The organism is Pseudoalteromonas sp. J2K-J979, assembly GCF_058169715.2.
In genome coordinates this window covers 1,684,356-1,706,802 of record NZ_CM200281.1, presented here as the reverse complement: position 1 = coordinate 1,706,802, position 22,447 = coordinate 1,684,356, and the positions used below count along the sequence as shown (strand labels likewise).

Sequence of the window (22,447 nt, the reverse complement as noted above, 5' to 3'; positions counted from 1 at the left end):
TTGTATCTCCGCCGACCATAAAACCCAAACTAATTGGATAAAAACCAATATCTTTGTGTTGCTCTTGCTGAATCGATTGAATAATCATCTTCAAAAACTTGGATCCTGATCTGACCATGTACTCTTGTTTCTAGTTGCATAGCGCCTAAAGTATGATAGCGCTGCATAACGGTGACATCTGGCATGTTCCAACGATGATACGCGCCATTTGAATAAATGACCCATTTCGGTGAAACAGCCTTCACAAAGGAATCTGATGATGAGCTCTTGCTACCATGATGAGGCGCAATCAAAATGTCTGCATTCAAATGACTAAAACGCTTTATCAGTTCGTACTCAGCTTTTTGATGGATATCCCCGACTAATAATACACTCAATTCACCGTCTGAAATTAAGGCTACACATGAATTATTATTGCTGCGAGAAGAAAGCTGATATGGTGCGAGTATCGATACATTGAGTTGTTCAAAAACAAAACTCCCTGGGTGGCAATAGCCAGCCTGATCTTGAGTATCGTTTGAAAATAGAACCGTCTGAGATAACCCTATTTTATTCCAATAACTGAGGCCGCCTGCATGATCATTATCACGATGACTTATTATCGTGTGGGTTACACGTTCAGCTTGCGCATCAATAAAGGGTTTAATTTGCTGCTCGGCATAGGAAAAACCATTTTTAAATTGAGCCGCCAAGTCATAGACCAATACCTGATTTTTCTGTGAGATTAAGACACTCAGTCCATGCCCAACATCAAGAATATTGATTTCCCAACTCGGCCGTTCAACATTCAATAAATCAATCAACATCGCCAACAAAGGCAAAACGGTAAAACGCCAAAACAATCGGTAGCTCGCTAAAATAATGCATAGATAAACCAATGTAGTCGTTTGCCAGCTAAGTTCAGGTAAAGCGAGCCAAAAACTCACTAAATCAATGCTGCCTAATGCCATCAGCCCACATTCTGTTATCACGTCCACCAATGACAATAACCAAAAGTGATTGAATAACGCACCCACTAATACAGAAACCATCAAAAGTGGCAAGTACAACACAAACAACGGTACAACTATCAGATTAATTAAAATACTGAGCATTGGTATGCCGCCAAAAAAATACCAAGTCAATGGTATTAAGAAAACAAATAGCATTATCTGTAAAGCGATCAGTCGGTATAACCAACGCAACCATAAAAAACGACTCGTTATTTTATATAAAGGGTGGTGAATGAAATACAAAATTGTCGCGACAGCTATAAATGAAAAGTAAAGACCTGGATTAAGTAGTTGAAATGGGTTAATTAAAAGTGTGATCACCAACGCATATAATAATGCTTGATATGATAAATAAGATTTTCCCTGCAGATAAAGTAGTACAAACACGCTCAACATGACAAATGCGCGTGTCGCCGACAAACTAAAATTGCTTAAGTACACATAAACTAAACAAAGAAACAATGAAAATAAGAGCTGAAAAACTTTTAAATTAAGGTGTTGGGACAACGGCAATAGCCACAAATACAAAATACCTTTTGAAATTAGAATTCCAAATGAAAATACCACTGCTATATGCAGACCTGAAATCGCTAATAAATGTGCCAAACCACTTAATTGGAAGTCGCTATAAGTTTGCTTAGTAATAGTGGATTTATCTGCAAACAACAGACTACGGTATAGTCCTGTATATTCTGATGTTGGCAAAATGTTTATAAAGCGGTTTTTATTGGCTTGAGTTATAATTTCAAGAGATTGGCCTTTGATGTACCCTTTGACTTTTACGCCCTGATAAAACGCAAACAATTCTTTATTTGTGACACCACGATTTCGTACATGACGGTACGGTTTCAGCCGTGCACTTGCTGAAAATATTGTTCCTGGTGGCAGCTGTTCGGTATTGTTATAAATAGAGACATAACCCAATACTTTTTGCCAAGGTTTGATTAGACGGTTGTCGATCCGCGACAAACGGACTTTAAGGTAGCGAGGTTCACTTTCATCATACTGTGCAAGCACAACGGCTTCGATATCGTATTGTGCTCCTCGTGTGTAAATAGGAAGATTCCATGAGTAAACGAAGTGATAGTAGGTCATTATATAAACAAGCCCGAAACATGCAGCGAACAGTAAAACTCGAATTTGCTTAAAATAGAAGCTGATTAAGGCGAAAATGACAATCAAGCCAAAAAACACTGGTGTATTGTAAAAAAATAGCGACAATACACAACCAAAGACAAATCCTAAACTGATTTGACGAAAAGGGAACATTTTTAAACGATGCCAAAAAAAACCATTCAACGCTTTCTTCCAGATCACAATAAGATCAAAGAAAATAAATCATTGCGAATTTTTGGTGATGTATTACACGATGCAAACTTATGGCATTTAAATCGTCGCTCAGCCAGAGGAGCCTTCGCTGTAGGGTTATTTTTTGCCTTCATCCCTGTTCCTTTTCAAATGTTACTCGCCGCAGCCCTTGCCATTCCTTTGCGTGTCAATTTGCCTTTGTCGGTCGCGTTAGTTTGGATAACCAACCCATTCACCATGCCACCTATTTTTTATGGGAGTTATCTGGTTGGTGTCGCCGTGCTCGGTCACAAAAAACAAGAGTTTGCCTTTGAGCCAACTTGGCAATGGCTAGAAGCCAGTATTTCTAGTATAGGACCTGCTTTTATAATTGGCTCTTTGATTTGTGCCACAATTGCATCTATCTTAGGTTTTTTTGTGGTGGATATTTTATGGCGCAGAACAGTAAGAAAAGCGTGGTTGAATAGGCATAAAAAATCATAGTTTCTTTTTTAAACATAAAAAAAGCCACAAATCTGTGGCTTTTTTTATGTTTATACAATGTCTTAGCGACGTCGACGCCAAGCTGCGAATGGTAAGGTCAGTAAAACTAACCAAGCCAAACTGGCGCCATTGCGCTCATGGGGCTCTTGTACCGAAGGAGGACATGACTCTATTTCTCCATTAATTGGCGTCAACTTAACAGGAACTATGACACTTTCAAATTCTTGCTCTCCATTAACATCAAGAACTAAGTTTCCCTGTGAATCCGTTTTTTTGACTGTTTTAGTTGCTGCACCAACAATTTCATTATGATCATTAATCGCAATTGCTTCTGCTAAAATATATGGAAATTTCGTTTTACCATCCGTATCATAACAAGGGAGTAAATCATTGATATTGGTAAACTTCTCTGTATTGATATCATAAAGGAATCCTTCGCGACGTCGATTCGTAGAGGTACTTGTTTCAATTTCACCATCGCCAACAATCAAACCATTATTGTTAATGTCTCGACCAATAGAGCTCGCACTTGAGAAAAAATCTTCTGGGAACTCTGTTTTACCCGTCGTGACATCATGAAAGAAAAATTTAGAACGATCAACACCGCTGATCATACGAGTCGCATAACCTGTAATCACATTATTATCATTGACCGCCACAGACTTGCCCCGATAATAATCGTCTTCTTGGTCAACAAAAGGGACGACATTATTGTCTTTGAAATAAACAGGCATAGACACCCTATTATCTGTGTCTTTCCAACGAATATCCGAATAGCCTACAACGAGTCCTTGTGAATTCACATTAACAGCAGTACTGCGAAAGGCCATGCCTTCATTCTCTTTAGGCGTCAAGCCCAAACCGAGCTCAGTGGCTGATAATACATTAAATTCACTGTCTAAATGCCATTGCATCGCGCGGCGGTCAAACAGCGGGGTTTCTGAAGTTTTGTAACTCCAAATACAGACTTCAACTGGTTCATCTTTGCCATCACAATTATCATCGAGATTTTTTTGACGATCTTCAGGAATACCTGTTGAACTATCACCGACCACTAAATAGGTGCCATCAGCAAGTAGCGTTATGCCTGATGCCATTGAAATACCACCATGGGTATCATATACAGGTGACAAAGTCGTCTTATCACCAAAAGGAGACACGACAACCGCACGAGATTCAAAATCTCGCACAAAATATGTGTCTTCATCACGGCCTTCTGGCGTAAACTGAACTTTACGATAAGGGGCGCTTCCCCATGCTGTTTTACTATTATCCTCACTAACTGCGGTGTATTGGTTAATCACAGAGCGCGTCAAATCATCATAATCAGGTGACTGTTGGTCAAATAAAAGAACTTCTTCAGCTTCAGTTGTATAATTTACAGCGACTTGATCAGAAATCTTCTGCCATTTTGGGTCACGATTTCGTTGTTGTAAAAAACCAATTAAGAAGGTTAATGCATCTGCATTAATTATATTATTTTCAATATCTTCTAAGGTAAAGGTAATTGTTTTATCGATCGATTCTTCGTACACTTTTTGATTATCATAGGCACTTTTAAGCCCTGAATCGTCGTAGTCAATGGCTGCGGTATCAATCGGCATATTATATTGACCGCGCGTCACACCAATTGCATCACCATTGTTATTAAATGCGGTAACATAGTGCAATTTTGCGTTAGTTGAAGTCGCAAGCTCTTCTAATTGGTATGTTGCAGCATGAGCTGATTGGCTATAAATCATACCAATAGTGGCCGCAAGTAAAGTATATTTCATTGCTAATTCCTACTACTTATTTTGTAGTTCTTCTAATTCTTCCCAGCGCTCAAACGCAGCTTCGAGCTTCGACTCAGCTTGAGATAGTTGGTTCAATGTTGATTGGGTAAATTCACTGCTCTGTTTAAAGAAATCAGCACCGTTTACCACTTCCTGTAATTCTGTAATTTGGTTTTCCAATGATTCTAACAAAGCCGGTAATTGTTCAAGTTCTAATTTAAGCTTGTAAGATAATTTGTTACTTTTTTTCTCAACGGGTTTGGCTTGAGGCTTTTGACTCTGTTTAACAACTTCCTCAATCTGTTTAGCCGATTGCTGTTGCAAATAAGCTACATAGTCAGAATAACCACCGACGATTTCAATTATTTCACCGTTTCCTTTAAACCCCCAAACACTACTGCAGGTATTATCAATAAATTCACGGTCATGACTCACAACTAACACAGTGCCCTGATATTGACCTAGAATCTCTTCAAGTAATTCAAGGGTTTCGACATCAAGATCATTGGTTGGTTCATCCAAGACCAAAATATTTGAAGGTTTTAAAAATAGTTTTGCTAATAGAAGGCGATTTTTCTCACCTCCTGACAACGCTTTTACAGGGGAACGTGCGCGAGCAGGCGGAAATAAAAAGTCTTGTAAGTAACCAAGTACATGGCGATGACGTCCACCAATTAACACCTCTTGCTTGCCTTCAGCGACATTATCTTGCACTGTCGCTTCTTCATCGAGTAAAGCTCGGTATTGATCAAAATAAGCCACTTCTAGGTTTACACCTTGTTTAACCGTACCTGAGGTCGGCTCAACTTGCCCAAATAGAAGTTTCAATAACGTTGTTTTACCAATACCATTTGGGCCCACTAACCCAATACGATCGCCTCTGATGGCCAAAGTCGAAAAGTTTTTAACGGTAACTTTATCACCATACTGATGGCATAAGTTATCCGATTCAAACACTAACTTACCAGAACGCTGTGCGACTTCGATGTTGAAGTCAGCTTTACCTACTTTTTCGATACGTTGCTTACGCTCATTACGTAAATCTTTCAATGCTCGTACTCGCCCTTCGTTGCGGGTTCGACGGGCTTTGATCCCTTGGCGGATCCAAGTTTCTTCTTCAGCGAGACGTTTATCGAACAAAGCATTTTGCGTTTCTTCAACTTTAAGTGCGTGAGCTTTTTGCTCTAAATACAACTCATAATTGCCAGGGTAAGAAACTAACTTGCCTCGATCTAAATCAATGATCCGCGTCGCCATAGAACGAATAAACGCACGATCATGGGAAATAAAGATGATCGAACCTTTATATTCTTTTAAAAACTGTTCAAGCCATAAAATACTTGCCATATCGAGGTGGTTAGTCGGTTCATCAAGTAGTAATAGATCCGGCTCACTGACGAGTGCTCTAGCGAGGGCGACTTTACGCAACCACCCACCCGATAAAGACTCTAAGCGAGTATCTGGAGTAAGCTGCAGCTTTGTTAGAATTAAATTAATCTGGGTTTCAAAACGCCAACCATCATGGGTTTCGAGTTCTGCAGTTAAGCGCTCTAGTCGGTTAAGTAATTTATCACTGCTGTCGGTTTGTAGCTGAGTACTTAACTGGTGATAATCAATCAAGAGTTGAGCAACATTGGGTAAACCCGCAGCAACATAATCAAACACACTGCCTGACGCCCCTTTTGGCGGATCTTGCTCTAAACGGGATATTTTCAACCCCGTTAGCTGGTTGATATCCCCTTCATCAAGTTGAACTTGTTTATCAAGTACTTTTAAAAAAGTCGACTTCCCAGCTCCATTACGCCCGACAATACAGACTCGTTCATTGGTTTCAATTAATGCATCTGCATTATCTAATAACGGGTGTGTTCCAAAGGCTAATTTTGCCCCGGTAATTCTAATTAAATCCATGTTATTTCAGTACTTCTTGAATATCTGTAAGGTCAAAAGGCCAGAATAGTTTGACATCAGTTTGTAAATTAACCAGCACCGGAATACTTGTTTGGTATTGGGTCATTAATAGCTCCGAGTCGAGAATATCAATTAATTCAAACATCCCGGGTTTCAAAACCGCTTGTATTAACTCATGCGCTTGTTCACATAAATGACACCCTTCGGTGTGATACAACACCACGTTAGGCATAGGTAATTAACCACGCATTGTGTATATTTTTATTGCGATTAAAATCAGGCGATAGCGTTTTATCCGTGATATTTACTGCTTTAAGTCCAAGTGATGTCAATGCATCTTGATCAATTTTAAAGCCTCGCTTGTTGTTCGAAAATAACAGAGTCCCATCCGAACTTAAAATATTTTTAACCCAAGTGAATAACTTTATATGATCTCGCTGCACATCAAACGCATCTTCCATGCGTTTTGAGTTTGAAAATGTCGGGGGATCTAGGAAAATTAGGTCATACTGGCCTTGGGCATGTTCAAGCCATTTCAAACAATCCGCTTTTTCAAAACGAAAGCGGCTATTTTTAAGGTTATTTAACACAAAGTTCTCTTGCGCCCAATCAAGGTATGTTTTTGACATGTCGACTGTTGTAATCGACTTAGCCCCACCGATAGCGGCATGAACCGAAGCCGACCCCGTATACGCAAATAAATTTAAAAAGCGTTTGTCTTGACTGTTTTCTTGGATAAAACGTCGAGCTAATCGGTGATCCAGAAACAATCCTGTATCGAGGTAATCATGTAAATTTACTTTAAATTTCGCACCAAACTCAGTCACAACGAGTGACTCATTTCGTTTTGCAAAACTGGTATATTGCGCATCACCTTTTTGTTTACGGCGCTGTTTTACAATCACTTTATCCGGTTGTATATCAAGCTGCATCCCCGTTAAATAGATGACATCCTGTAAACGTTTATGCGCAACGTCTTCATTAATTTCTTTTGGCGCCGCATATTCATAAATAACGACTTGATCCAAGTAAACATCTACCGCAACGTTGTATTCAGGGATATCAGCGTCATAGAGTCGATATGCTTCAATCGATTCTTTTTTAAGCCACTTCTTAAGACCATTTTTATTTTTCTTAATGCGGTTGCCGTAGGCTTCTGACGCAGGATAATTGAGGCCTGTTTGCTGATCAGATTGCTGTACCTGTTTTTCATTTAAAATATAATTGTTCAGTACACAATCTATTGGACCATTTTTAAATTTATATTGCTTGTGGCGAACTAATTTAAGTAATTTTAATAAACTCTCATCCGAACTCAGCATTGAGACATGCCAGTCGGCAAAATGTTTTTTCAGACCTTGCCCTAAATGACGATACAAACTAATTAATTCTGCTGTCCCACCTAAACGTTCACCATATGGGAGGTTTGAAATCACAACACCGGCACGTTTTGCAACAGGCTTCAGGCTGGCAGCATCCCCTAAATTAAATGTAATAATGTTGGCAAGGCCTGCTTTTCGGCTATTCTCTTTGGCTTTACCGATGACATGGCGGTCTAGATCGTGGCCGATTAGATATAAATTAGGTGCTGTTGCCTGTTGTAAAACTTGCTCTTTAACCTCGAGATATTTCACTTCTCGAAAACTTGGCAAACGTTCAAATGCGAAAGTTTTATGTAAACCTGGCGCCTCATTCCGCGCCATACTCGCAGCTTCAATCAGTAACGTGCCAGATCCACAACATGGGTCGTACAAAGGTTGCGAAATATCATTCAACCAACCACTTCGTTTAATCAGTGCCGCCGCTAAATGCTCTTTGATCGGGGCTTTACCTTGTGCCGAACGGTAACCACGCTGTGATAGTGATGGACCCGAATAATCAATATATAAATTCACCGTTTCACGATGAAGACGGCCAATAATCCTGACCGATGGATCTTGTTTATCAACATTTGGGCGCTGCTCATATAAATCTTGGAAATAATCTACCACGGCATCTTTAATGACAAGACCTGAAAACTGCGTATTCTTCAGCTCGTCATTAGTGCCTGAGAAATCAACTAAAAATGTTTGATTCGGCCCAAAGTACTCTTGCCAAGCTTGAAATCGTACAAAATTATAAAGGGACTCTTTGTCTTTTATCGCCTCTTTCGAATCAATCAGCATCATCACACGGGTTGCAAAACGTGTTAACAAACAAATTTTTTGAGCTGTAAGTGTATCTGTATCAAAAGTGACAGAACCAACTGTTAATTTGAGTATTTTGGCGCCAAATTGATTGAGTTCATCTGAGAGAAGTTGTTCGATACCAATCGAAGTAAGTGCGATAAATTGCAATGTCATAACCCTGTATACGTAATTGATGCAGAGTATAACATAGACAATCGAATAATTAGCCTATGTCTAAGCGCGTTTTTGTTGAGAATAATCGATATTTATTGGGTGGATACGATCATTTAAAACGCGGATGACTTCAAACTGTTTTAAAGATAGGTTCTCATCTAACGAAAATAAATTTTCTAAGCATAAACATAACGAAGCATGCTCACTGTGATCAACAATCAAAAACTGCCCAGTGTCTGTCAATGAATTTAATATCACAATCGCTTCTGTACTAGGTTGACTGCCTGTGTATTGCTCGAAAAACCAACTTTTAGCCAAAACAGGCTTTAAGTAAAATTTAGCAGCCGTAGCATTGAGCGCTATTTGGCAGACTTCAGATCCAGTCCAACAAGCTAAGTTTGTCAAATAATGAGTGACCTGCTGATAAAATTCAGCATCACGTAAGTTAAAATGAGGGTTATCAAAAGCGAGATCGGTTAATTGACGCGACCTAAAAGGGGTACAAAAAACCATATCAGGTCCCATATCGAGCCTGAGTGTTTTATTCTCAGAACAAGCATACCAATTCCATTGTGCTGACGCTTGTAACATACAAATCCCCGTGATTATCAAGATCACAGGGATTATAGGGGCTCTACGCCAGAAGTTAAGCTATTTTTTTAGAATAATTAGAAAAGGATCATTCTTTTAAATAACTGATCCTTATATGCTATTGACGATCGACTTGATCAAAGGAGGGCCTTGATAAATAAAGCCAGTATAAACTTGAATAAGATCAGCTCCTGCCGACAGTTTTTCTTGAGCTGACTGGGCACTATCAATCCCCCCAACACCAATAATTGGTAAAGCATTACCCGTTAAACGTTTAAGTTCTTTGACAACATGTGTGGATTTTTCACGTACGGGGCGGCCAGATAGTCCTCCCATTTCATCTGCATATTGCTGTCCTTCCACTGCCGCTCTTTCGAGCGTAGTGTTGGTTGCAATCACCCCATCAATGTGATTTTTAACCAATGAATCAGCAACTTGAGCGATTTGAATTTCATCAAGATCCGGCGCAATTTTAACTAACATTGGTACGTGTTTATTATGATGCGAAGATAGATTTAGCTGTTCATTTTTTAAACTAGACAACAAATCATCAAGCGCTTCTCCATACTGTAAATCCCTGAGGCCTGGAGTGTTTGGCGATGAAATATTCACTGTAATGTATGACGCATGAGTAAACACTTTTCTCATACAATGAATGTAATCATCTTTACCTTGTTCATTTGGTGTATCTTTATTCTTGCCGATATTGATCCCCAAGATCCCTTTATATTGAGCGGCTTTCACGTTTTCGATTAAATAGTCAACGCCTTTATTATTAAAACCCATCCGGTTGATTATGGCATGAGACTGAGGAAGACGAAAAATACGAGGTTTGTCATTACCTACTTGTGGCCGGGGAGTGACAGTGCCAACTTCAATAAAACCAAAACCCATTTGAGAGAATGCATCAATGCATTCTGCATTTTTATCTAAACCAGCAGCCAAACCAACAGGGTTTTTAAATTCCAAGCCTAGAAAATCAACAGGCTTGTTAGCAAGCTGTTGTGACCATAGGGCATTCATTGGGCTATGTGCAAATCGCTTCAAATTATTTAATGCAAAGTTGTGTGACCATTCCGCATCACAAGAAAACATAAAACGACGAGCCAAATCATAAAACATGTAAACCCCTTAACTAAAAATAAAAAAAACCCCGGTTAGACCGGGGTATTTTATAGCGTTTTAAATTATTTGGAAGTATCGCAGTTATGGCTGAGCAACATTAATTCACGCAATGCCACCGAAAACTTAGCAAAGTCATGAACTTTTGTTGTTTTGAACTCAGCTAACATCATTTGCCAACGACTTAACAAGATTTCGTTTTCTTTCATCCACGAGTCAATGATACCGTCAACATCACAAACTTCTTTATCACAGCTGTTCATTACAACTGCAGCCAAAGAACGTTGTTGCCAGTCCAGTTCCTCACGATAAGAAGCACGAGCAAGCGCTTGCCAATGGTTGGCCACGGGTTGTAAAGTAATTTGATCTAAGAACCAATGTAACCCCATACGTGCACCAAGCTTAAAGTAAGTATCAGCCGTGACTGAAATTGGACGGCTTGATTGTTTAGCAACTTGCGCCAAATCCATAACCGAGAATAGGCTAGATAACTGAGCAATTCGCTTAGCAAGTGAAGCTGGTACGCCCTCTTGTTCTAAAGCTTTTGCTTCTGTACTTAGCTTGGCTGACTCTTCATGAACCATATATGAAGTTAGGTTTTCATTTAAGTCAGCAAAAGCAGGACCATAAAACTCGAGTTTATGCTCAATTGAAAATGCTTTGTTACGGTGACGTAAGAACCAACGAGTCGCACGACGAACTGTGCGGCGTAATTGGTATAGCATTTCTGTCTGAACAATCGCAGGGATCTTATTATCAAGAGCTTCAATTTCAGACCATGTTTTTGACATTTCAAACACGGCACTGGCCATCGAGTAGCAAATAACGACTTCCGAAGCCGGAGCTCCGGTTTCTTCCATCATTCTGATGACAAAATTTAATCCCATGTCGTTGATGATGTTATTAGCAAGTTTTGTAGCAATAATTTCAGAGCGTAATGGGTGATTATCCATCGCTGCATTGAACTTTTCACGCAGTGGTACAGGGAAAGCATTTACTAATAACTGACGATAATATGGATTATCCGTAATTTCTGGAGTAACAAGCCATTCCTTAAGGACCATTTTGGCATAGGAAACAAGAACTGAAAGTTCAGGTCTAGTCAATCCTTTACCCGCAGCAAGGCGATCAGCTAACTCTTCGTCTGTCGGTAAAAACTCAATTGCACGGTCTAATTTACCTTCTTTCTCAAGCGCATGAATAAAACGAATTTGCTCTTTTAATGTAGAGGCACCTTTTAGTTGCGTTACTGAAATAGTGTGCGTTTGACGATAACAATCACGAAGCACTAAACGAGAGACTTCATCAGTCATTGAATAAAGCAATTCATCACGTTGCTTTTTCGTCATATCACCTTGGGCAACTAAGCTGTTAAGCAAAATTTTAATGTTTACTTCGTTATCAGAACACGCAACACCACCCACATTATCGATAAAGTCAGTATTAATGCGCCCGCCTTTTGTTGCAAATTCTATTCTGCCTAACTGCGTACAACCTAAGTTACCACCTTCACCAAAGATTTTAGCATTCAGTTCTGAACCATTAACACGTAACGAATCATTTGCTCGGTCGCCGACATCTGTTTCATGCTTCGCTTTTACATACGTACCAATCCCGCCATTCCAAATCAAATCAACTGGCATCATCAAGACTGCTCTAATTAATTCATTGGGTGCCATGGCAACTTTTTTGGTGCCGAGCATTTTCTTAATTTCTGGCGTTAAAGTAATCGATTTTGCCGAACGGTTAAAGATTCCACCACCTTGCGAAATGAGTGATGCATCGTAATCTTCCCAACTTGAACGAGGTAAATCAAACAAACGTTGACGCTCAGTATATGAACGTGCAGCATCAGGAGTTGGGTCGATAAAAATGTGCATATGATTAAAAGCGACTTGCAAGCGAGTGTGTTTAGATAACAGCATACCGTTACCGAATACATCCCCAGCCATATCACCAATTGCAACACATGTGAAATCTGTGGTTTGACAATCGATTCCCATCTCACGGAAATGGCGTTTAACAGATTCCCAGCCACCTTTCGCTGTGATACCCATTTTCTTATGGTCATAACCTACTGAACCACCCGACGCAAACGCATCACCTAACCAAAAACCATATTCTTCGGATATACCATTGGCAATATCAGAAAAAGTGGCGGTTCCTTTGTCAGCTGCAACAACAAGATACGGATCATCTTCATCATGACGCACCACATTAACCGGTGGGACGATTTCACCACGGTCAATATTATCTGTAATATCGAGTAATCCACGAATGAAAATCTTATAACACTCTTGGCCTTCTTTAAAAAATGCGTCACGATCGCTTGGACTAGGTGCTTGTTTACAGACAAATCCACCTTTAGAGCCAACAGGGACAATCACTGTATTCTTAACTTGTTGCGCTTTCACAAGACCCAGAACTTCCGTACGGAAATCCTCACGACGATCAGACCAACGTAATCCACCACGTGCGACTTTACCACCACGTAGATGGACACCCTCAACTCTTGGTGAATACACAAAAATTTCGAAGGCTGGCAGTGGTAAAGGCATATCAGGAATAAGTTTTGGCTTAACCTTGAATGAAATATACGACTTATTATTACCCAAAGAATCAAGTTGGTAATAGTTGGTACGAATTGTTGCCGTTATTAAATCGATATAACTACGAATAATTCGGTCATCATCTAGATTGCTTACATTATCTAATTCGGCGTAGATCTCGTTAGTCAGTTTATCAACCGCTTTTTCTGAGAATTTAGTTTTCGGCGAGAACTTCTTGTTAAACAATTTAACTAATTGAATAGCAATATTTGGATAATGCTCAAAAGTGCTTTCTATATATGATTGAGAAAAGGTCACACCAATTTGGCGCATATATTTAGCATAAGCACGCAAGATAGATGCTTCACGGCCAGTTAGTCCTGACGCTAAAACCAACCGGTTAAAGCCATCGTTCTCTAAACGGTTATGCCAAACGTTTGACAGTGCTTTTTGAAAACGGACTGAGCTTTTATCAAAATCAGAGACATTTTTGGTCAGTAACATGGTGAAATCCATCACCCAATTGACTTGTCCATCTGTTGTTTTAACCGCATAAGGAGTCTCACCGATAACACGTAAGCCAAAGTTTTCAAGCATTGGCATCACATCAGATAAGTGAATCGGCACGTCTTTATGGAAGAGACTTAAACGAACCATACTTTTATCTGATTCTTCTTGTGGACGGTAAAATAACATTTCGAGTTTATTATCGTCTGCTAAAGATTCTAATTTTTCAATGTCCACTACCGCTGCACTTGGCAGAACTTGTTCTTTATAAGAGCTCGAAAAAGCATTCGCATATTTTCTATTTAACTCTTTACCGCGTGATTCACCCGCAAGTTCTAATAATGTTGATTGTAATTTATCTTCCCACGTACGGGCTGCTTCAATTAAATTGCGTTCGATGTCTTTCACGTTGTATTCAATATTGTTGTCGTCCAGTCTCACTGTGTAATGAGTCCGGGCTAAAATGGATTCAGAAAAGAAAGTGGTAAATTCGACTTTTTGCGATGTATTAAACGCATTAGCTAAAATTTCCTGAGTTTCACGTCTAAGTGCTGTGTTATATCGCTCTCTTGGTACATACACCATACAAGATAAGAAACGTCCATACATGTCTTTGCGGACAAAAATACGGCACATATCACGCTCTTGCACTTGTAACACGCCCATAGCAACATCAAGTAATTCAGCTTCTTTTGCTTGTAATAACTCATCACGTGGGTAGGTTTCTAAGATATTCAGAACGGCTTTATAAGCATGCGTTCCTTTGGCAAAATCAGACATATCCATGATACGGTTGATTTTACTCTTCAATACTGGCACGTCACCTGCGCTGTTATTATAGAAATTAGACGAAAATAAACCGATAAAGCGGTCTTCACCGATGACATTGCCTTTTTTATCAAAACGTTTAATGCCAATATAATCGATATAAGCAGGTCTATGCACTCGAGAAATAGAATTCGTTTTTGTTAAGATCAATAAGTTATCGCTATGCGCTTCTTTACGGGCTATTTCAGGCATATCAGACATCAGACGGATTTTATCTTCCATCGAGTTCTTCATCATGCCTAAGCTTGAGCCTGTTACGCCTTTAAGTTGATAATCGCCTTGAATAGGTGATAAATCATATTGACGGTAACCCATAAAGGTAAAATTATCGCGGGCCAACCAATCTAAAAATTCAACCGTTTCGTTGATTTCTGCGACGTTATCTTTACTTTTTCTGTTTGGAATATCTTTAGTTACTTCAACAAGTTTATCTTTAATTGCATGCCAATCTTCAACTGCTACAGAAACATCTAACAAGACTGACTGTAACTCTTGAGTAATAGACTCAATGGCTCTTTTGTCTGTTTGGCGATCAATTTCAATAAAGAAAACTGTTTTAGTAGAGGCTGAATTTGACTCTTCTTTTAAAGAAGATACACCTGAAATCTTTTGATCATCATCGCGCTGAATTTTCAGTGGACAATGAAGTAAGAGGTGAGAAGCGATATTTTCTCTGATCAGCGCCATGCGCACTGAATCCACTAAAAAAGGCATATCTTTAGCGATGATTTCAACGATTGTGTGAGAAGATTGCCAACCGTTTTTTGCAAGTTCAGGGTTAAAAACGCGGATCAGTACGTCATCTGATGTATGCCCTTCAAGGGAGTTCCATAAACTTAATGCTGCACCATATAAATCACTATCGTTGCGGCTTGCCAAATCCTCTTTCGACATATTGCTGTACAAGGTTTTGGCAAAACTTTCTACGAGTGACACATTGGGAGCATGCACTTTCTTTTGGATTAATTTACATACATTATCCAACAGTACTGAGGTGTGACCTTCGTTTCGTGTCATTATGTGTTCCTTATCTATACCACCTATGAACGGTAGCTATTGTACAGCCATTTAATTAGCGTGGAGTCACCACGAATTCTAACTCTTTTACGACTGATATAAATAGTTTTTTTCGGCCAATGACTTAAAATTTCAAACAGTTGGCCAACTATTCACAAAATATAGATAGAAATGGCCCTTTTTGGCTATTTCTAAACACAATTATTCACAATTATTTTTTTGAATCACGCCATAACAGGGTACCAAGAGCTGGCAACAACAAGATTGCACCTAACATATTCACTAAAAACATGAAGGTAAGCAAAATCCCCATATCGACTTGAAACTTTAATGCTGAGAATGCCCAGGTACTCACTCCCACTGCAAGTGTGATCCCAGTAAAGAGTACGGCACTACCGCGTTCAATTAAGGCATTGCGATATGCTTCACTTAATGGCATTCCATCACGCAATTGCTGGCTCATCGAAGATAAAATATAGATGCCATAATCCACGCCTATTCCCACTCCTAAGGCTATGACTGGTAGTGTAGATACGGTTAAACCTATTTCTAAATAAACCATCAATGCTTGGGCTAACGTAGAAACGATATAAAGCGGTAAAACAACTGCGATGGTTGCCCGTAAAGATCGAAAACTCAATAAGCATAGAATAATTACAGCGCCATAAACATAAATCATCATCGGCAATTGGGCCTGAGAAACCGACTCGTTCGTTGCAGCCATGACTCCAACTGGTCCAGACGCTAATCGAAATTGCAGTTCCTCTGTTTCTGCTTCCTTAGCAAACTGTTTAACAGCAGAAATAACACGCTCAATAGTTTCAGCTTTGTGATCTTCCATAAAGATAATTAATGGCATCACACTACAATTACCATCTAGTAGACCTGTACTCGTCTCAACTCTTGACGTAGCTTGCACTAAAGAGGCTGTATTACGAGGCAGTGACTGCCACTTTAAATTACCTTCGTTGTACCCAGCATTCACCGCTTGTGAAACTGAGTTTAAAGAAATAATTGACTGCACACCTTGGATATTTTCCATTTTCCATTGAAATCGATCAATGCGACTCATCATATCATGGAAGGTACATGCCTCTGGTGGGGCTTCAACAATGACTTTTAAAATATCAACGGAAATGCTGTATCTGTCAGTAATTAAGAAAGTATCTTGATTATAGCGTGCATCTTGATGCAAAGATGGTGCACCCGCATGCAAATCACCAATTCGCATATTTTGCGCTTGCCAAAAACCTAAACCAAATAAAATCGCACTAATAAGTATAATAACCCTAGCAACATTTTTATCTGTTGCTTTAACGAGGATATCTCTCAAGCCCGCAAATGAATCCTTCTGCGGTTGACCGGATGCAATTTGACGGTCACTTAAGAAAGAGGCCAATACAGGTAGTAATAATAAGTTAGTAAAAATAATCACCGCAACACCTAAGCTTGCTGTGATAGCGAGTTCTCTGATGATACCGATATCAATAGATAAAAGTGTTAAAAATCCGACCGTGTCTGACAATAAGGCTATACCACCTGGAATCAACAAACTCCTAAAGCTTGATTCTGCAGCTATTTTACTCGAATAACCTTCGTTGACTTTTTTGCTAATGGCATTGATCATTTGGACGCCATGACTCACACCAATAGCAAAAACTAAAAATGGTACGAGAATCGACATAGGATCAAGACCAAAACCTAATTGGGACAGTAAGCCAAGTTGCCAAATCACTGCGATAAGCGAACATGCTACCGGCAGAATAGTTAAAGTCAGGCTCTTACAGAAAATCCAGACCATCACAAAAGTAAACGCTATGGCTATTAAGAAAAAGAGTACGACCCCTTTTGCCCCATCAGCAATATCCCCTGCCATTTTCGCAAAGCCAATAATATGAATAGACACATTTTCTGTCGAAAATTGTTCTCGGATCTCTGACTCCAGTTTTGACGCTAGAGCTAAAGTATCGAGCTTCTCTTGAGTAGTCGGATCAACTTCCATTAGCTGTGTTGACACCATGGCACATGAATAATCACTGGCTACCATGCGTCCAACAATATTAGCTTTTTCAATATTCTCTTTTACTTTGGCTAAACCGTTTTGGTCTGGCTGAAAATTTGCCGGAATGATAGGGCCTCCGGCAAACCCATCTTCAACTACCTCAACAAAACGTGCGCTCGGAGCAAAAATAGATTGCACCAAAGGGCGATTAACACCGGGAATAAAATAGAGTTGATCATGAACTGATTTTAATTGAGTAAAAAACTCAGGGTTAAAAATATCACCTCGTGCGTCACACACAGATATTAAGATACTATTTGCACCACCAAACTGTTTTTCATGCTTGGTGTAGACTTTCATATACTCATGGTTTAGCGGAATATTTTTATTAAATGAGGCATCTAGCTTAATTTGGCTTGCTTGAAACACTAAGTAGCATGTTGTAATAATGAAAAGCAATAAAACCGCTAAACGGTGGCGAAAAACCAAAGCTTCTATTCGGGTTAAAAACGTTTCCATTTACTTCGACTCCTGAACTTGGATACCCACTTCACTTGCAAAAACAATCGTATGATTGTGTTTTACTGCTGATAGGAGCGCTTTGCCATCTGCATGTTGTTTTTTAATGACAGTTTTATTTTTATAATTGAGGTAAACACCATTATTCGAGCTCAATAACGCCCCACTTTCAGTCACTAATATTTGATTTATTGTAGATTGGCTATGTGTATTGATAGGCTGCCAAGTTTGACCTTCATCTTCGCTTAAAAAAACATTACCTCGTAATCCACCAATAAGCCAATGACCATTATTCAACACTTTAATGTCAAAAAACGAACCTGGATAAATTTCCTCTAAACGTTGCCAAGATTTACCGAGATCATCGCTTGTTGCAATGAGTCCCAACTCACCCACCATTAACAATTTCCCTTGGTGAAAAGTCACTTGATTAAGATGAGGGAGGATAGCTTTGATTTCATTTAGGTAGGCATCGTGGTCGCTTTGCTTTAATTCTTCTAAAAACTCGACATCTTCATCAAAAAGTAACGTAGATTGAAATTCGGCCTCCCAGCTTTTACCCGCATTATTTGTGCGATAAAAGAGCCCATATGCGCCAATTGCAATACCATTTTCCTCATCAAAAAATATGACATCGAGCAATGGCTTATCCACTTCGGGTTGATAATTTTGAAGCTGCCATGTTTGGCCACCATCTTGGGTGTTTACAATCGTGGCGTCATGCCCTGTTGCCCAGCCTAATCGTTCATTAATAAAAAAAACAGAGGTCAATAATACATTAACCGGAACTTGAGCTTGCTGCCAATCTAACGCATTGTTACTTGTTAAAATATTGCCGTATTTACCCACTGCGACCAGTCCATTACCATGATTGACGATATCTGTTAATAAAGTCTTACTGGCTTTGTTTGCCATAATAGCAGGCTGTGGGTGCATCGTGGCGGCTAGCGAAGAAATGGAGCCCAATAAAAAGAGCGTGCACAACAGTAACTTCATAATTAATACTTATCCAAAAAAAACGGCCCCGTAGGGCCGTAGAGTTTATCTAAGACCTTCTCTACGAAGGGCGTTTGACGTAAATTCATTATCGTTGAATGATTGTGAAAAGTCATACATACGCTCTTCGTTATCTAAGCCAATAGCCAAATAACGACGCGAATTTAAGTCATAGTAGACATCTAATGTACTCCAGTGCGTTGGGACTTCATAATAGTTCACACCATGAGCCATCGCGACACGATAGAGTTGATCACGATTGTCGTACAGGTCTGCAATATGAATTTGCCAGCTGTCTTCATCAATATAAAATACGCGTTTTTTATAAATGTGTCGTGTGCTGTCTTTCAAGTTAGCTTCAACAACCCAAACACGGTGTTTTTCATAGCGAACATGCTCTGGATTAACATGGCCGGCCATCAAAATATCATCGTATTTAAGTGAGTCACTGTGAAGTTTGTAGCTATTGTAAGGAATATAAAGTTCTTGCTTACCTTTTAATTCCCACGTATAGCGATTTGGTGAGCCATTAAACATGTCAAAGTCATCGGTAGTACGTAAGCTGTCCGATGCTGTACCTGGTGCATCATAGGCAACATTTGGCGCACGACGAACGCGACGCTGACCCGTGTTATATGTCCAAGCCTGACGAGGAGTCAATATTTGATCCATGGTTTCATGAACTAACAGTGCAGTTCCAGCTAAACGGGCAGGCTCTGTCACTGATTGTTTGAATTTAAATAAAATATTCGATGCCTGTAAAGAGTCAGGCGTTGCATCCTGTTCAGAATATTTCACTAACAGTTTTTCATCAAATCCAACCATGTTATAAGCACCCGATGCTGTCGGAGCTGCTTGACCACCATAACGCTGAATAGATAAACCACGGTAACGTAAAATATGATTCCAAATAACTTCTAGACCTGTTTTTGGAATTGGGAATGGAATACCGATTGCTGTATTTTTAATCCCATTACCTTCTTCTACCAATTCGGCATTTACCGCATATTTCTTGGTTGCATCATATATAAACTGCGGGTAAGAAGCACTTCTGCGAGTTTGATAAATATTCATCTTAAACGTATCAGGGTACGTTTCAAACATCGCAATCTGACCTGGAGAAAGTAACGATTTAAATTGGTCTAAATTCGCCTTAGTGATCGTAAATTCGACTTTATCATCAGAAAAAGGATCTGGGTGATGCATGCCAAGTTTATAATTATCAGGCGTTTTAACTAAACCGCCATCCCAGGCAGGAATCGAGCCATCGGCATTTCCGGCTTTTTCTGCGCCCAACGGTGTTAAATCAGCGCCAAGACGTGCTACTTCATCTGGCGACAATTTTGCAAATGCAGACCCAGTAGCAAATAACCCACATAATGCCACCGCAATTAGGGTAGGTTTTTTAATCATATTTATACCCTTAGATAGAATATTTAATGTTGAAAGAAACGTAATCGCGATCAGAGAAATTATTAGTTTGACCGCCGCCCCAGAACGTATTGTAGCTAAAGTCAACAGACCAAGCGTTTTGGTAGTTGAAGTTCATATTGAGACCTAATGATTTACGGTCTTCAATAAATAAATACATTGGGTCAGGAGTAATACCATTTACGTCGTGAGAGAAAACAACTTTGGGTACAAAGTTCACACCCGAAAATAAATTATTGTACTCACCTTTAGCCACTAAGCGATAACCCCATGCCGATGCTGAAGGAAACGGATTTGTTTCAGGGCCATTAGAAAGTGCTTGATGCAACAATGTGTAATCCTGACCTTCAACACCAACCATAGTGCCACTTCGACCAGTACCTGCAACATTCAAACGCATTTCATCATAACTTGGCATATCATTGATGGTAACCCCACCCACTTCACCTAATAACGCCCAGCTATCGGCACCTAAAGACGGTCCAAATAGATGTGCTGCAGTAAACTGCAACTGCATGGTATCTGATGTCACATAACCACGTGCAATTGAACCAGGAGCAACCGTATCAATTTGTGAAATTTGAGCAAAATCAGGACGAATACCTGCGACAGCTAGCTGCTCCGCCATACCAGCATAAAGCAACTCTACATCATCAATTTGTAAAGGTTCGTCTTCGCGATAAGAAAACTCACCCGAAAATGCGGTTTCACCTACAGCAGTGTTGAAACTGAACCCATACAGTTTTAAATCTTCTGGGTATTCTAAAACACCTTTTGTAAATGCCCCAAGCTGAGTAACATTGTCTTCAGTAATAGTTTTTGTGGCGATCATCGCCAAATCACGTGCAATTGACGCTTGTGTGAAATCAGAAGCCTGCCCAGAGATTAACGGGCGATTACTGTGATAATTGATATAATAAAGTGCAAATTCAGTATCATTTAATTCAGGTGCAAATAAGCCTAACTTGATACCAAATTGACCCGAATCGCTCGGCTCAATAATACCCGCATCACCTTTACCTCTTAGCGCTACTTTTGTCGGGTAAGCTAAGTACATATTGGCCAGCATTTGTTGAGCTTGCGCACTTTGAGGATCGATCCCCTGCGCCTGAAGCACTGAGCCCCACTGTGCATATAATGAATTAAGATTTGAGGTTAAATGTGCAAGATCTATATCAGGGTTTGAGGTGAAACCAAGTTGAACATTACTTTTATAACCATTAACAGATCCAAAATCATTGGTAGAAAAATAAGTGCCCGTTACAGGTAATCTAGTTTCATGCCAGTCATATTGATAATACGCTTCAAGTGTCAGATTTTCTGTAATCCCTAACGAAGCCCACACCATCCCCACTGGAATATACGCTTCTTTAAGCTCTGCGCCAGGCGCTTTTAAGCGGTCAATATCAACTGGGTTGACACTGATACCATGAGTGATAAGCGAACTTTCACCCCAGTTAATCACTTGCTGACCTAAACGTACAGATAGTGGGTTCATTCCATCATTTAAATCAAAATCAGCATAAACAAATGCATCTAATAAACGCAAATCAGCACAAACTTGCTCTTTTGCTTGCTTATCAGCACAAGGATCGACTTGTTGTCCTGAAGTTGGATTATTATACGCACGGTCTCCATCCATTAATTCCATGTCATAAAAATACATGAAACGCGTGAAGAAACCATAATTGTCTTTGCGTATATTTAACTCGTGCGTCCCTTTCAATAACTGAGAAAATGTATCACCTTTATCGAAATTTAAATTTCCAGAATCGCCATTATTTGAATAGCTACCAGGATGAGCCCATACATCACTCGATGAATAAATCGGATTAAGTGCTGCGTTATAACCTGTCCAGTTAAAACGTGGATGGTTACTTTTACCAATTTGGTCAAAATCACGATCTTCAACACGCATACTGGTACCGTATGAAAATGTTGAGTCGAAAGTCACATCAAATTCACCAAGCTGAAAACTCGCTGCTAATGCATTCTGGCTAGAAAATGCCAAACACGCAGCTGTAATTCCTAGCGCTAGCTTATTTTTGACAAAAAGAGGTCTTTTTATCATTTT

13 protein-coding genes are annotated in these 22,447 nt (G+C 39.6%); 1 reads left to right on the top strand and 12 read right to left on the bottom strand.

Annotated elements, in window-relative coordinates; genetic code table 11:
* Positions 1 to 29: 29 nt before the first annotated feature.
* Entirely contained in the window at positions 30 to 2,087 is a 2,058-nt protein-coding gene (locus tag AC3KVK_RS07835; protein WP_490312411.1) for a DNA internalization-related competence protein ComEC/Rec2, read from the bottom strand.
* Between the two features lie 183 nt (positions 2,088 to 2,270).
* Here AC3KVK_RS07835 and AC3KVK_RS07830 point away from each other — a divergent pair, with 183 nt between their 5' ends.
* On the top strand, positions 2,271 to 2,783 hold the full coding sequence (locus AC3KVK_RS07830; RefSeq protein WP_490312410.1) for a DUF2062 domain-containing protein: 513 nt from the start codon (positions 2,271 to 2,273) through the stop codon (positions 2,781 to 2,783).
* Positions 2,784 to 2,845: 62 nt separating this feature from the next.
* Here the strand turns inward: AC3KVK_RS07830 and AC3KVK_RS07825 are convergent, their stop codons facing one another.
* From AC3KVK_RS07825 to AC3KVK_RS07775, 11 genes are all read right to left on the bottom strand, one after another.
* Positions 2,846 to 4,558 carry a DUF3466 family protein gene (locus tag AC3KVK_RS07825; protein WP_490312409.1) on the bottom strand — a complete coding sequence of 571 codons (1,713 nt, stop codon included), beginning with the start codon at positions 4,556 to 4,558 and terminating at the stop codon, positions 2,846 to 2,848.
* Between the two features lie 12 nt (positions 4,559 to 4,570).
* Positions 4,571 to 6,469, bottom strand: coding sequence for an ATP-binding cassette ATPase Uup (gene uup / locus AC3KVK_RS07820; RefSeq protein ID WP_490312408.1), 1,899 nt, complete (start codon positions 6,467 to 6,469; stop codon positions 4,571 to 4,573).
* Position 6,470: 1 nt separating this feature from the next.
* The gene (locus AC3KVK_RS07815) at positions 6,471 to 6,701 is read right to left on the bottom strand and encodes a glutaredoxin family protein (protein WP_490312407.1); all 231 of its coding nucleotides are present in this window, start codon (positions 6,699 to 6,701) and stop codon (positions 6,471 to 6,473) included.
* The gene (gene rlmKL, locus AC3KVK_RS07810) at positions 6,694 to 8,805 is read right to left on the bottom strand and encodes a bifunctional 23S rRNA (guanine(2069)-N(7))-methyltransferase RlmK/23S rRNA (guanine(2445)-N(2))-methyltransferase RlmL (protein WP_490312449.1); all 2,112 of its coding nucleotides are present in this window, start codon (positions 8,803 to 8,805) and stop codon (positions 6,694 to 6,696) included. The genes AC3KVK_RS07815 and rlmKL overlap by 8 nt, the downstream gene beginning before the upstream one ends.
* Before the next feature lie 66 nt (positions 8,806 to 8,871).
* The gene (locus AC3KVK_RS07805) at positions 8,872 to 9,402 is read right to left on the bottom strand and encodes a cell division protein ZapC domain-containing protein (protein WP_490312406.1); all 531 of its coding nucleotides are present in this window, start codon (positions 9,400 to 9,402) and stop codon (positions 8,872 to 8,874) included.
* A gap of 111 nt (positions 9,403 to 9,513) precedes the next feature.
* Positions 9,514 to 10,524 (bottom strand): quinone-dependent dihydroorotate dehydrogenase, encoded by a 1,011-nt coding sequence (gene pyrD / locus AC3KVK_RS07800; RefSeq protein ID WP_490312405.1) that lies wholly within the window; start codon positions 10,522 to 10,524, stop codon positions 9,514 to 9,516.
* A gap of 65 nt (positions 10,525 to 10,589) precedes the next feature.
* Positions 10,590 to 15,425, bottom strand: coding sequence for an NAD-glutamate dehydrogenase (locus AC3KVK_RS07795; protein WP_490312404.1), 4,836 nt, complete (start codon positions 15,423 to 15,425; stop codon positions 10,590 to 10,592).
* A 211-nt stretch (positions 15,426 to 15,636) separates the two neighbouring features.
* Complete coding sequence (locus tag AC3KVK_RS07790; RefSeq protein WP_490312403.1) at positions 15,637 to 17,946, bottom strand: efflux RND transporter permease subunit; 2,310 nt, start codon at positions 17,944 to 17,946, stop codon at positions 15,637 to 15,639.
* Positions 17,947 to 18,942 carry a WD40/YVTN/BNR-like repeat-containing protein gene (locus AC3KVK_RS07785; protein WP_490312402.1) on the bottom strand — a complete coding sequence of 332 codons (996 nt, stop codon included), beginning with the start codon at positions 18,940 to 18,942 and terminating at the stop codon, positions 17,947 to 17,949.
* A 45-nt stretch (positions 18,943 to 18,987) separates the two neighbouring features.
* Positions 18,988 to 20,355: a DUF1329 domain-containing protein gene (locus tag AC3KVK_RS07780; RefSeq protein ID WP_490312401.1), complete on the bottom strand. Its 1,368-nt coding sequence runs from the start codon at positions 20,353 to 20,355 to the stop codon at positions 18,988 to 18,990.
* A gap of 10 nt (positions 20,356 to 20,365) precedes the next feature.
* Complete coding sequence (locus tag AC3KVK_RS07775) at positions 20,366 to 22,444, bottom strand: DUF1302 domain-containing protein (protein ID WP_490312400.1); 2,079 nt, start codon at positions 22,442 to 22,444, stop codon at positions 20,366 to 20,368.
* Positions 22,445 to 22,447 lie beyond the last annotated feature (3 nt).